We start from the raw sequence: 13,089 nt of genomic DNA, 5'->3' as shown, positions 1-13,089 counted from the left end.
AGTGAAGCAAGGGAACACAAAAATAAACAATATTTGAGTGATATTTAGGGAAAGAATGTTATGGTTGTTATGCAAAACTTTAAAATATTGAACCTTTAATTACTTTTGCTGTTAAGAAGGGACTACATGCAACAAAAAAAATGTGAATATGATTTTTTATAATAGTCTTTTAGCAAAGTGGTTCTTAGGAAAAGGGAAGAAGCACTATTTTATGTTAGGCTGGTTTTTCTTTACCCGCTATAAATATCTGGAAGTCTGGGAAGATATGGAACTCCGAATTCATGCCAGACAGTATTGGGAATGTTTTTCTTTAACCCTGATACCAGCACTTATTTTATCGTTACTGTTTTCATGGTGGTGGATGGTGTTACCATTCGTGACTTATCACATACTTTATTGGTTTGAAAAGATCATCTGTCACCATTCTATCTTTAATTGGGAGGCGATGAAACATTGTGGCGATACGCTTTATCTCAGGAAGAGGAAAGCGTATGCCTGGAAAAAAGGTTACGGGAAAAAAGAATTGCCCGCATCCAGATGGAATGATTAAAACTTCACTTTAAATGCTTCTTTATCCAAAGCAGATGTCCATACTCGGTATCGTTGGAAGTCCAATGCTCATTAATGGGAGTAATCAGTGCTTCTTTCGGACAGTTTAGTACATTGTATACGATGTAGCTGGTTGTCGGAGGACAGGTGTCATCATTGAATCCCCATGTTATATAGGTGTCTGCTTTTATCAATTTAGCAAAGTTCACTACATCATAATAGGCCATTGTCTTTATTTTTTCGGGGGTATCCATATCCACCGAATTTCTAAAGAAATGAGGATATCCACCGGCACGTCCGGCTTTATAGCCTGCCATATCGCTTAATGCTGGATGATTGGCGACACAGGCTGTCACCCGTTCATCCAGTCCGGCAGCGATCAACGCCAGGGCGCCTCCCTGGCTACCTCCTTGTGCAATTACATTTTTGCCATCCCATTCCGGTAGGGATGTTAAAAAGTCGATGCCACGCACACAGGCCAGATATACCCGTTTCATATAATAATTATCACGACTGTCGAGCCCATTGGTCAGGTAGCCGTTTTCTCTGCCATTGAAAGCGTTGCTGATTTCTTTGAATTCTTCTTCACTCATTTCCGGGTTGAGGCCGTGTATCTCGAATTCAAAACGGATGCATCCTTGTTCCGCATAATATTTATGGCGTAGAGGTTCTTTGATGGTTTTGATTCCTGCTCCCGGAGGGCATAAGACAACCGGGAACTTTCCTTCTTTTTTCGGATAGAATAAATATCCGTAGACGCATTGTCCACGTTTGTTCAGTTGCAATTTTACGAGATAACAGTCTATTTTATCAGTGGAATATTTTTCGACATGTTCTTTGGTATACGTTAGGGGAAACTCCTTTTGTTCCGCTTTAGCCTTTTCCCAAAATTCCTTGAAATCGGAAGGCATGGTTGTATATGGGCGAAGTTTCTCCGGTGAAAATCCTACTTTGATATGATGTGAATAGGTCTTTCCATCTACGGTTGCTTTCAGGCGGCAGTCGCGGAATCCCGGCTCTTTCATTGTGCCCACAGGAATCACCCCCCTGCCATTCTTTAAAGTTATACTTCCTTTTGTATCGGCAACAGGCATCATATCACCGCCAATTTCATAAGTGACGGTTACATTATCCCTGGGGATGCCGTATTTATAGAATTGTACTTCTACAGTTACTTTTTCTCCGGTTTTATAAAGCCAGTCGGCATGATTGGGTACGGTGACCCAAAGCACATCGCTTTTATAAGGATAGTTTTCAGCTACGGCGGACAGTAAGGAAAGTGACAATAGCCATACAGATAAAAGTAGTCTCTTCATGGTGTTATTCATTGTTTTTATATCATTAAAAAGTGAATTATTTTAATTCTGTTGCAATATTACGCAAGATTCGGGAAAAGAAGGGTAGAAAAAATGTGATTTTAGATGGACTATTTGGTACTTTGACAAAAATAGCGGAAGTTTTTCATCCGGATGAAAAGCTTCCGCTATTGATTTTGAATAGAAGAAAGGTTCTTCTTTTATTTTGATGAGGCTTTTTATCTTAAAGCTTCCACCTCTTCCGGTGTCAAAGGAATCTTCTTGCCTAATCGGCGGGCACCGGTTTCTGTAATCAGATAATCTTCCTCATTGCGGATACCACCGAAGTCCTTATAAGTCTCCACTATCTCGTAGTTGATAAAATCGGTAAATTTCTTTTCTGCTTTCCACATGTCGATCAGTTCCGGAATAAAATAAATACCCGGTTCTACCGTGTGTACAAAACCCGGTTCCAATGGAATAGCGAGGCGTTGCGATTTGCGACCGAACTGTGTGCTCTTCGGTTGACCGTTGTAACCTACCCATATCTCTCCCAGATTCTCCATATCATGTACATCCAATCCCATCATGTGACCTAGTCCGTGCGGATAGAACAACGCATGGGCACCTTCGCGTACAGCATCCTCGGTATTTCCTTTCATCAATCCGAGCGTCTTCATACCGTCCACCATGACGCGGGCTGACAGTTCGTATACGTCCATATAAGGAATACCCGGACGGAGAGCCTTTACGGATTCCAGATGCATGGCGTTCTGAATCTCGTATACTTCACGCTGACGGGTGGTGAACTTCTTATCGGCAGGAATGGTAGACGACATATCACCCGCATAACCTGACTCTACTTCTGCACCGGCATCGATTAAGAACAAATCACCCGGCTTCACTTTATTTCCGTGATAATGATTGTGCAGAGTCTGCCCGTTGATAGTGGCAATTGTAGCGAATGATAGCTGGCAGTTATTAGATTCGGCCACCCGGTTCATTTCAGCTACCACTTCATATTCGTACATACCCGGACGAAGTACTTTCATAGCTGTAATATGCATATCGGCAGTTACATCGCAAGCCTTTTCTATTTCTACGATTTCTTCTGCAGATTTATAGTTGCGTTGAGCGATCACGGCACGGATGAATGGAACAGAACCTTCCTGATGTGCGGGAGGAATACCCAGCCAGTCCATCAGTTTCAGTTTATGTTCAGGGCGGTAAGGAGGCAGATAGTGAATTGCTTTCCCTTTCTGTACACACTGATGGAGGTCGCTTACAATGTCAGCAGACGGCATCAGATTTTTTACGCCTACACGTTCGCATTTTTCGTGCAACGTCGGCTGTGATCCCATCCATACGATTGCGTCGATAGACAACTCATCACCAAAGATAATTTCTTTGTCTTCATCTATATCGATAATAGCCGAAAGTCCGGCACATGAAAGTCCGAAATAATAAAGGAAAGTGGAATCCTGACGATAACGGAATGTGTTATCTTCGTAATTCAGTCCGCACTCGTCATTTCCGAGAAATAACAACACTCCGGAGCCTAAGTTCTTTTTTAGCAGGGCTCTCCGCTGCATATACGTTTCTTTGGCAAACATATTGTCCTAGTTTTTAAGTTCGTGCAACAAAGATAACGAATTTTGTGTTATAGGATTAAAAATTATCTCCCTAATCTGTGTAATCTCTCGTTAAAAAGTTACTTTTGTAGCGAGAAACAGTAGAAAGCAAAAACGAATATGGCACAAGGTTCCCGTCAAATACAATCTCAGGCGCAACAGCAGGTACAGACGCTCTCGCCCCAGCAGATTCTGGTCGTGAAACTGTTGGAGCTTCCCGCAGTAGAGTTGGAAGACCGTATCCATGCTGAACTGCTTGAAAATCCGGCACTTGAAGAAGGTAAAGAAGAGAATGCTACGGATAATGAATATTCCGATACCGAGAATGCAGAGGATGGCATGGATAGCGATGCCAATGACTATGATTCTTTGAGTGACTATCTGACAGAAGACGATATTCCCGATTATAAATTGCAAGAGAACAACCGTTCGAAAGATGAACAAGCGGAGGATATTCCATTTTCCGACTCCACCTCTTTTTATGAAATCCTGAAAGAACAGTTGCGTGAACGCAACCTGACAGAGCACCAGTGTGACTTGGTGGAATACCTGATCGGTTCATTGGATGATGACGGATTGCTTCGCAAATCTTTGGAAAGTATCTGCGACGAACTGGCGATTTATGCCGGTATCGAATCGACCGAAGAAGAACTGGAAGAAGCATTGAACATCTTACAGGACTTCGATCCGGCAGGTATCGGTGCGCGTAGTCTTCAGGAATGTCTGTTGATACAGATTCGCCGGAAAAAAGAAGAAGAGAAAACTCCCAGTCCTATCTTGAATCTGGAAGAAAGGATTATCAGAGAATGTTACGAAGAATTCACCCGTAAACATTGGGAGAAGATTATAAAGAAACTGGATATTGATGAAGAGACTTTCCAGGAAACCATTACTGAAATAACCAAACTGAATCCACGTCCGGGTGCTTCTTTAGGAGAAGCAATTGGCAGAAATCTCCAACAAATAGTTCCTGACTTTATTGTGGAAACGTATGATGACGGAACCATCAATGTAAGTCTCAATAACCGCAATGTTCCCGAACTCCGTATGAGTCGTGACTTCACGGAAATGGTGGAGGAGCATACAAAAAACAGGGCTAACCAGTCTAAGGAATCTAAAGAAGCGATGATGTTTCTGAAACAGAAAATGGATGCGGCACAAGGATTTATCGATGCTGTCCGTCAGCGTCAGAATACCTTGATGGTTACCATGCAGGCGATTATCGACCTGCAACGTCCTTTCTTCTTGGAAGGAGATGAATCGCTATTGAAACCGATGATTCTGAAAGACGTGGCGGAACGTACGGGATTGGATATTTCGACAATCTCCCGTGTGAGTAACAGTAAATATGTACAGACGAATTACGGTATCTATCCGCTCAAATACTTTTTCAGCGACGGATATACCACAGAAGATGGCGAAGAGATGTCTGTCCGTGAGATTCGTAAGATCCTGAAAGAGTGTATTGAAGGCGAGGACAAGAAGAAACCCCTGACCGATGATGAATTGGCGGATATATTAAAGGAGAAAGGTTATCCCATTGCCCGCAGGACAGTAGCCAAATACCGTCAACAACTGAATATCCCCGTGGCGAGACTGCGGAAATAATGGATAATTGACAATGAAGAATGAGAATTGTAATTTATAATTAGTAACTAGTAATCAAAGAAGAGTGGACAGAGAGAGAGAACATATCATAGCGGATAAGACGATGTTGCAGGTGGCGAGAGTCACTTCGATGGTCTTTACTCCATTTTCTATTCCGTTTTTATCGTTTCTGGTGTTATTCCTGTTTTCTTATCTTCGTATCATGCCGATACAATATAAGTTGATAGTGTTGGGAATCGTTTACTGCTTCACCATACTGACACCTACTATTACAATTTTCTTGTTTCGTAAAATCAATGGGTTTGCCCGTCAGGAGTTGAGTGAACGTAAGAAGCGTTATGTACCTATTCTGCTGACCATTATCTCGTATGTGTTCTGCCTGCTGATGATGCGTAGGTTGAATATCCCGTGGTATATGACTGGTATCATTCTTGCTTCCCTGGTAGTGTCTATCATTTGCATTGCAGTAAACCTGAAATGGAAGTTGAGCGAACACATGGCAGGAATGGGCGGGGTGATCGGAGGCTTGATTTCTTTCAGTGCCTTGTTCGGTTACAATCCGGTCGGATGGCTATGCCTGTTTATTTTGATTGCCGGTATATTGGGTTCTGCACGCATTGTTCTGGGACATCACACGCTGGGTGAGGTGCTTTCCGGTTTTGCTGTCGGTCTGATATGTGCCCTTTTGGTACTTCATCCGGTGAGTAACATCTTATTTCGAGTATTTTTATTTTAAAACAGTATAAATCCTAAAAACTAATCATTATGAACTTTCCACAGAATTTGAAGTACACGAACGAACACGAATGGATTCGCGTTGACGGAGACATTGCATACGTTGGTATCACCGATTATGCACAGGAACAATTGGGCGATATTGTGTTCGTAGATATCCCGACTGTTGGTGAAACGTTGGAAGCCGGTGAAACTTTCGGAACGATTGAAGTAGTGAAAACTATTTCCGATCTTTTCCTGCCGATAGCAGGTGAGGTGCTCGAACAAAATGAAGCATTGGAAGAAAACCCGGAACTGGTTAATAAAGATCCCTATGGCGAAGGTTGGTTGATTAAAGTGAAGCCGGCGGATGTAAAAGCGGTGGAAGATCTACTGGATGCCGAAGCGTATAAAGCCGTGGTAAACGGATAGTGCAAACAGAAATATAACTAATATAAGTTGAATGTAGCTGAACCCCCTCTCTTCGTGAAAGGGCTGTGAAGAGGCTTTTAATTTTTATTCTATGACTCCAATTGTAAGTATTATCATGGGCAGCACGTCCGACCTTCCTGTTATGGAGAAGGCTGCACAACTGCTGAATGATATGCATGTACCGTTCGAAATGAACGCTCTTTCTGCTCACCGCACGCCCGAAGCTGTGGAAGAGTTTGCGAAGAATGCCCGCAACCGTGGCATTAAAGTAATTATCGCTGCTGCCGGAATGGCTGCCGCCCTTCCCGGTGTAATTGCGGCTAACACTACATTGCCGGTAATCGGAGTACCTGTAAAAGGTTCCGTGCTCGATGGTGTGGACGCACTTTATTCTATCATTCAGATGCCTCCGGGCATTCCTGTAGCAACGGTTGCCATCAACGGAGCGATGAATGCCGCTATCCTTGCCATCCAGATGCTGGCATTGAGCGATGAGAAACTGGCAGAAGCTTTTGCTGCTTACAAGGAAGGACTGAAAAAGAAAATCATAAAAGCAAACGAAGAACTGAAAGAAGTGAAGTTTGAATATAAAACGAACTAATGGATCTATTCAATTATTTTCGAAGAGAAACCACAGAAGTAAATATTGGGGCTGTGCCGTTGGGCGGCCCCAATTCTATTCGTGTCCAGTCGATGACAAACACGTCTACGCAGGATACACAGGCTTGTGTGGAACAGGCGAAACGTATTGTTGATGCAGGTGGAGAGTATGTCCGCCTCACAACCCAGGGCATCAAAGAAGCCGAAAACTTGATGAACATTAATATCGGACTGCGTAGCCAGGGATATATGGTTCCGTTGGTTGCCGATGTGCATTTCAATCCGAAAGTGGCAGACGTGGCTGCTCAATACGCAGAAAAGGTGCGAATCAATCCGGGAAATTATGTAGATGCTGCGCGTACTTTTAAAAAACTGGAATATACAGACGAGGAGTATGCGCAGGAAATACAGAAAATCCATGACCGGTTTGTCCCGTTCCTGAATATCTGTAAAGAGAATCACACGGCTATCCGGATTGGAGTAAATCATGGCTCTCTGTCCGATCGTATCATGTCCCGTTATGGCGATACCCCCGCAGGAATGGTAGAGTCCTGCATGGAGTTTCTCCGTATCTGTGTAGAGGAAAACTTCACGGATGTGGTGATTTCCATCAAGGCTTCTAATACGGTGGTCATGGTAAAAACTGTCCGCCTGTTGGTAGACGTCATGGAAAAAGAAGGGATGGCTTTCCCATTACACCTCGGGGTGACAGAAGCCGGAGATGGAGAAGACGGACGTATCAAGTCCGCCCTTGGCATCGGTGCGCTGTTGAGTGACGGATTGGGAGATACTATTCGGGTATCTTTGAGCGAAGCTCCTGAAGCTGAAATCCCGGTGGCTCGTAAACTGGTGGATTATGTTCTGTTGAGGCAGGATCATCCTTATATCCCGGGATTGGAAGCACCGGAATTCAATTATCTGTCTCCCGAACGTCGCAAGACAAAAGCCGTCCGTAATATCGGAGGTGAACATGTACCTGTGGTTATTGCCGACCGCATGGACGGGAAGACAGAGGTAAACCCGCAATTCACACCGGACTATATTTACGCCGGAAGAACCTTGCCCGATCAACGGGAAGACGGAGTAGAATATATTCTTGATGCGGATGTATGGCAGGGAGAAGACGGAACCTGGCCTGCATTCAATCATGCACAGCTGCCTTTAATGGGAGAATGCAATGCAGAACTTAAATTCCTGTTTATGCCCTACATGGCACAAACGGATGAAGTGATAGCCTGTCTGAAACATCATCCGGAGGTAGTGATTGTTTCCCAAAGCAATCATCCGAACCGTTTGGGTGAGCACCGTGCATTGGTACATCAACTAATGACGGAAGGTTTACAAAATCCGGTTGTCTTCTTCCAGCATTATTCGGAAGATGATGCGGAGAATTTGCAGATAAAGTCCGCAGCCGATATGGGAGCCTTGATTTTTGACGGTCTTTGTGATGGCATCTTCCTGTTCAATCAGGGTAACTTGAGCCATGCCGTCGTTGATGCTACTGCTTTCGGAATCTTGCAGGCCGGACGTACCCGCACCTCCAAAACAGAATATATATCTTGTCCCGGTTGCGGCCGTACACTTTACGACTTGGAAAAGACTATTGCCCGTATCAAGGCAGCCACTTCACATTTGAAAGGGCTGAAGATCGGCATCATGGGATGCATCGTAAATGGTCCCGGTGAGATGGCAGATGCAGACTACGGCTATGTAGGAGCAGGACGGGGGAAAATCAGTCTCTATAAAGGCAAGGTGTGCGTAGAGAAAAATATTCCTGAAGAAGAAGCGGTAGAACGACTTCTGGAGTTTATCCGGACAGACCGGGAAGAAAACCAACAATGATATTATATTGGGCACGGAATACAGGTGATGGGGTACTAAGCTCATAGAAAATCTGTAATCCGTGCCTGACTAAGTACTGTTTCAGATAGTCACCTACGTTTTTTTCTCCTGGTGTTGCTGTATTTTTACCTCCGCAATTGCGCTTAAAATAGAAAAGTAGGTTCCATAATTTTTCCAAATTCTTCTATCAACAAATTTTTCCTTCTTCGACTCAAATGCCGATTGCTGAATTCGTTTTAATTCCTTTAGTTCTTCTTCCCTATTAAAAACTTTATGATCGTTTCTATTGATTTGTACCTGTTTTATTGTCAAACTGTCAGAATGGTATTTAAGTATGTGAATATCAATACTATATCACCTGACAATAGATGCTGATAATAAAATATATCTACTTTTACTGTCAGCCTTATTTTTATCTCTTATGATCCTTTTAATAACCTGATAAACAAAAGCTTTATGAACATGTTTCGAAGTAATGCCGCATTTTTATAACAGCTTTCCAAAGTGATATCTTTTCATTAATATACCTATATAGTTCCGCTAACACGCCAGTATAGTTCCTCTAGGGTATCAGTATTGTTCCACTAAAGCACCGGTATCTTTAGTTCTCCACGGCCGTGGTAACTTCTTCCCACAGCCGTGACGAATTCCTACCACGGCCGTGGGAAGATCTCGTCACGGCCGTGGGGAGTTAACAACACCGACACTTTAATGGAACAATACCTGCTTGGTAAGTGAAAGATACCGGCTATGTAGCATTCATTTAATAAGGGCGTATTCATTTTATAAAGCGTATGTGTTCCTTATGCCGATGATATTGTTACTGTAAACAATGATAGTCTTCAGTAGTTTATAACATGGATCAAGCTGGGAATTAAGTCAGAGTATATCGACACATTGGAACGAATCTTATAATCTTGCTCCAAAGGGATTAAAGAACAGGCTGACAATAGAAGTTGTAATTTTTTATTGTCAGCCTATTGTCATGGCTTATTGTCAGCATGTAAACCGATGATAATCATTATACTATTTGGGAAAAGCTTTGGTTGACAATAAGAATCATCAAATTTATATGTAGATCTAATATCTGTCTTTCCAATAGTACACATCTTCACAAAAATAGAGGGGAACTCCTGGATGAATCCATTTGTTCCCCTTGCAGGTGTAGCTAGCCTCTGTCTCTTATATTTTCAAAGGCAAGTAGTAACATCTAAATGTTACGTTTTCGACTCTGTAGTCGTTCGGGTGCCGCTCCACCCGAATTGACTTGCCTTTGTGATTATTACTAATTTGTCGTTTGTATCTATTGCAAATTTATAGGCACAAAAAAAGCGGAGAGCATTTGCCTATCCGCCAGTGAGGGAGTCCAAGCCCTAACGCACAAACAGGAAACACTCCCCGCATATTGCAAGGAGCATTTATCTGTTTCATGTGCGTTGATTTTATTTGGACTTTTCACTGGCACAGAAATCAGCTAAACGCTTTTTTTCTTAAAACAAACAATACAGTCGCGCTACGACTGACTGTGCAAAGATAACAATTAATCAAGTTATGCAGTCTTTCATTCTTTATTTTTTCTCTGTACAGAGTGTTTTTGTTCTATATCTCGTAAAATCGTTTGAAATAGTCCGGTTCTCTTGCTATGACTATACCTCATAAGATTCATATCGTTTATTTTTTATATTTTTACTAAATCTCTCGGAGTTATGCGAATTATTGTTATTTTTGCCTCACATAATTTCTAAACAATAATTAAATTATTTATTCGTATGAAAAAGGCCTTATTATTATTCGCTTTAGTAGCGATAAGTGCGGTGAGTATCAATGCTCAAGACAATCTGAAATGGGGTGTGATGGCAGGTATGAATGTTAGTAAATACACCATTACAGGTTTTGATAGCAGGATAGGTTTTCACGCAGGTGTTAAAGCAGAGTTGGGATTGTCGCAGGATGCGAATGGTAGTGGTGCCTATATGGACTTCGCTGCATTGCTTACATTGAAAGGTGCTAAAATTGATGGAGGATCACTTGCGAGCATAAAATTTAATCCATACTATCTGGAAGTGCCGGTACGTGTCGGGTATAAATATGCCGTCAATGATGATTTTTCATTATTTGGTAGTGTAGGTCCTTATATGGCTGTTGGGCTGTTTGGAAAAGCAAAATTGAAAGTGGACGGTGATATTGCAGATATTGCGGAATTAGGAGGTAACTCGATGTCCGAAGATATATTTGGAGACGATGGTCTAAAACGATTCGACTTCGGTCTTGGACTAAAAGCCGGGGTTGAGTTCAGTAAGAAATATCAAGTTGCCATAAGCTATGATTTCGGACTTGTTGAGGTAATCAAAGAAGTAGGAATGAAGAACAGAAACCTGATGATCTCGTTGGGATATATGTTCTAAAACCGGTTTTGCAACTTTGTTGCATAAATCATTTGCTACCTTTGCATCAACTAAATGATGAAAGTTATGGGACATTGTAGTTGTGGCGCTCATTCATGCGCAGCAGAAAAAAAGGTTGATGCAAAGGTTTCGGTATTCCATGAATATGGGAAAGTGATATTCTCTCTCCTGCTTCTGACAAGTGGAATAATTATGAATGCTCTCGATTTAGCATTCTTCCGTGAAGGATCTGTTGCCTTGATATGGTATATCGTGGCCTATCTTCCGGTAGGAATTCCAGTGATGAAAGAAGCCTGGGAAAGTATCAGGGAAAAAGACTATTTCAGTGAGTTCACTCTAATGATTATAGCTACTTTGGGAGCTTTCTATATTGGTGAATATCCGGAAGGAGTAGCCGTGATGTTATTCTATACAGTAGGAGAACTGTTTCAGGATAAAGCGGTAGATAAAGCCAAACGTAATATTGGAGCCTTATTGGATGTAAGACCCGAGAAAGCATTAGTGCTCCGGGAAGGCAATCTTGTTATTGAAAGCCCTAAAAAGATAAAAGTCGGTGAAATCATAGAAATAAAGGCAGGCGAACGGGTGCCATTGGATGGAACTATGCAGAATGAAGTGGCTGCCTTCAATACAGCCGCATTAACAGGTGAAAGCGTTCCTCGTAATATTCGGAAAGGTGAAGAAGTACTTGCCGGAATGATTGTAACCGATAAGGTTATCCGGCTCGAGGTAACGAGACCTTTTGATAAGAGTGCACTTGCCCGAATATTGGAGCTTGTTCAGAATGCTTCCGAACGTAAGGCTCCGGCTGAATTGTTTATTCGTAAGTTTGCGCGCATTTATACACCTATTGTTATAGCGCTTGCAGTGTTAATTGTTTTGTGTCCATTTGTTTATTCACTTATTAATCCTCCATTTGTATTTGCATTTAATGATTGGCTATACAGAGCTTTGGTCTTTCTGGTGATTTCGTGTCCCTGTGCGTTGGTGGTTAGTATTCCGTTGGGCTACTTTGGGGGAATTGGAGCGGCATCCCGGTTGGGAATTTTATTCAAGGGTGGTAATTATCTGGATGCTATCACTAAGATCAATACAGTGGTATTCGATAAAACTGGAACCCTGACAAAAGGAACCTTTGAAGTACAGGCCTGTAAAAGTGCAGGCGAGGTTTCGGAAGAAGAATTAGTGAAACTGGTTGCTTCGGTAGAAAGTGATAGTACTCATCCGATTGCCAAGGCTGTTGTGAATTATGCGAAAGAACAAAACATTGAATGTGTAGCTGTTACCGGTACAAAAGAATTTGCCGGCTATGGTTTGGAAGCAACGATAGACGGGGCTATGGTTCTGGTCGGTAATTGCCGGTTACTGTCTAAGTTTGATATATCCTATCCAAAAGAACTGCTGGAAATAACGGATACCATCGTGGTCTGTGCTGTTGGAAACCGTTATGCAGGTTATCTGCTGCTGGCTGATGCCCTGAAAGAGGACGCAAAGGTAGCTATTGACAATTTAAAAGCTTTAAATATTGAAAACATCCAGATACTATCCGGTGATAAACAGAGTATTGTTACTAACTTTGCAGAAAAGCTCGGTATATCGAAAGCTTATGGTGACCTGTTGCCGGAAGGAAAAGTGAATCATCTGGAAGAGCTGCGGCAGGATGAGGCAAACCGGATCGCATTTGTCGGTGATGGAATGAACGATGCACCGGTGCTCGCTCTAAGTCATGTTGGCATTGCTATGGGAGGACTGGGTAGTGATGCGGCTATTGAAACAGCCGATGTCGTGATACAGACAGACCAGCCGTCGAAGGTAGCCGAAGCTATCAAAGTAGGAAAACTGACACGAAGAATTATTTGGCAGAATGTATCACTGGCATTTGGAGTGAAATTACTTGTATTGATTTTGGGAGCCGGTGGAATTGCTACTCTTTGGGAAGCTGTCTTTGCAGATGTGGGTGTTGCGCTACTTGCCATTATGAATGCTGTCAGAATACAGAAAATGATAAAATAG

General features: G+C 42.5%; 10 protein-coding genes. 8 read left to right on the top strand and 2 right to left on the bottom strand.

Translation table 11 applies throughout. The annotated features are described in order from the left end of the window. Nucleotides 1-148 precede the first annotated feature (148 nt). The gene (locus BSCG_RS26580) at nucleotides 149-550 is read left to right on the top strand and encodes a hypothetical protein (protein WP_004306977.1); all 402 of its coding nucleotides are present in this window, start codon (nucleotides 149-151) and stop codon (nucleotides 548-550) included. A 4-nt stretch (nucleotides 551-554) separates the two neighbouring features. Here the strand turns inward: BSCG_RS26580 and BSCG_RS26585 are convergent, their stop codons facing one another. Together BSCG_RS26585 and BSCG_RS26590 are read right to left on the bottom strand one after the other, a co-directional pair. Then, complete coding sequence (locus BSCG_RS26585) at nucleotides 555-1,865, bottom strand: acetylxylan esterase (RefSeq protein WP_004311952.1); 1,311 nt, start codon at nucleotides 1,863-1,865, stop codon at nucleotides 555-557. A gap of 218 nt (nucleotides 1,866-2,083) precedes the next feature. Then, a complete protein-coding gene (locus BSCG_RS26590; RefSeq protein WP_004311953.1) occupies nucleotides 2,084-3,457 on the bottom strand; it encodes an aminopeptidase P family protein in 1,374 nt (457 codons plus the stop codon). 138 nt (nucleotides 3,458-3,595) lie between these two features. Here BSCG_RS26590 and rpoN point away from each other — a divergent pair, with 138 nt between their 5' ends. From rpoN to BSCG_RS26625, 7 genes are all read left to right on the top strand, one after another. Then, nucleotides 3,596-5,083, top strand: coding sequence for an RNA polymerase factor sigma-54 (gene rpoN / locus BSCG_RS26595; RefSeq protein ID WP_004296234.1), 1,488 nt, complete (start codon nucleotides 3,596-3,598; stop codon nucleotides 5,081-5,083). A 64-nt stretch (nucleotides 5,084-5,147) separates the two neighbouring features. Then, the gene (locus tag BSCG_RS26600) at nucleotides 5,148-5,819 is read left to right on the top strand and encodes a phosphatase PAP2 family protein (RefSeq protein WP_004296233.1); all 672 of its coding nucleotides are present in this window, start codon (nucleotides 5,148-5,150) and stop codon (nucleotides 5,817-5,819) included. 29 nt (nucleotides 5,820-5,848) lie between these two features. Next, a complete protein-coding gene (gcvH, locus tag BSCG_RS26605) occupies nucleotides 5,849-6,229 on the top strand; it encodes a glycine cleavage system protein GcvH (RefSeq protein WP_004296232.1) in 381 nt (126 codons plus the stop codon). 91 nt (nucleotides 6,230-6,320) lie between these two features. After that, nucleotides 6,321-6,830 carry a 5-(carboxyamino)imidazole ribonucleotide mutase gene (gene purE, locus BSCG_RS26610; protein ID WP_008774595.1) on the top strand — a complete coding sequence of 170 codons (510 nt, stop codon included), beginning with the start codon at nucleotides 6,321-6,323 and terminating at the stop codon, nucleotides 6,828-6,830. Further along, nucleotides 6,830-8,671, top strand: coding sequence for a 4-hydroxy-3-methylbut-2-en-1-yl diphosphate synthase (locus BSCG_RS26615; RefSeq protein WP_008774594.1), 1,842 nt, complete (start codon nucleotides 6,830-6,832; stop codon nucleotides 8,669-8,671). Before purE ends, BSCG_RS26615 begins: the two co-directional genes overlap by 1 nt. Nucleotides 8,672-10,440: 1,769 nt before the next feature. Further along, on the top strand, nucleotides 10,441-11,076 hold the full coding sequence (locus BSCG_RS26620; RefSeq protein ID WP_004306987.1) for a porin family protein: 636 nt from the start codon (nucleotides 10,441-10,443) through the stop codon (nucleotides 11,074-11,076). A gap of 66 nt (nucleotides 11,077-11,142) precedes the next feature. Further along, entirely contained in the window at nucleotides 11,143-13,089 is a 1,947-nt protein-coding gene (locus BSCG_RS26625) for a heavy metal translocating P-type ATPase (RefSeq protein ID WP_004311956.1), read from the top strand.

Origin of the sequence: Bacteroides sp. 2_2_4 (assembly GCF_000157055.1) — a bacterium.
GTDB classification, from domain to species: domain Bacteria; phylum Bacteroidota; class Bacteroidia; order Bacteroidales; family Bacteroidaceae; genus Bacteroides; species Bacteroides ovatus.
This window is presented reverse-complemented; position numbering and strand designations above follow the sequence as displayed.

Bases quoted from the DNA above. Each gene is read 5' to 3' on its own strand.
- BSCG_RS26580 (WP_004306977.1), top strand. From the start codon at position 149: ATGATTTTTTATAATAGTCTTTTAGCAAAGTGGTTCTTAGGAAAAGGG.
- BSCG_RS26585 (WP_004311952.1), bottom strand. From the start codon at position 1,865: ATGAAGAGACTACTTTTATCTGTATGGCTATTGTCACTTTCCTTACTG.
- BSCG_RS26590 (WP_004311953.1), bottom strand. From the start codon at position 3,457: ATGTTTGCCAAAGAAACGTATATGCAGCGGAGAGCCCTGCTAAAAAAG.
- rpoN (WP_004296234.1), top strand. From the start codon at position 3,596: ATGGCACAAGGTTCCCGTCAAATACAATCTCAGGCGCAACAGCAGGTA.
- gcvH (WP_004296232.1), top strand. From the start codon at position 5,849: ATGAACTTTCCACAGAATTTGAAGTACACGAACGAACACGAATGGATT.
- purE (WP_008774595.1), top strand. From the start codon at position 6,321: ATGACTCCAATTGTAAGTATTATCATGGGCAGCACGTCCGACCTTCCT.
- BSCG_RS26615 (WP_008774594.1), top strand. From the start codon at position 6,830: ATGGATCTATTCAATTATTTTCGAAGAGAAACCACAGAAGTAAATATT.
- BSCG_RS26620 (WP_004306987.1), top strand. From the start codon at position 10,441: ATGAAAAAGGCCTTATTATTATTCGCTTTAGTAGCGATAAGTGCGGTG.
- BSCG_RS26625 (WP_004311956.1), top strand. From the start codon at position 11,143: ATGGGACATTGTAGTTGTGGCGCTCATTCATGCGCAGCAGAAAAAAAG.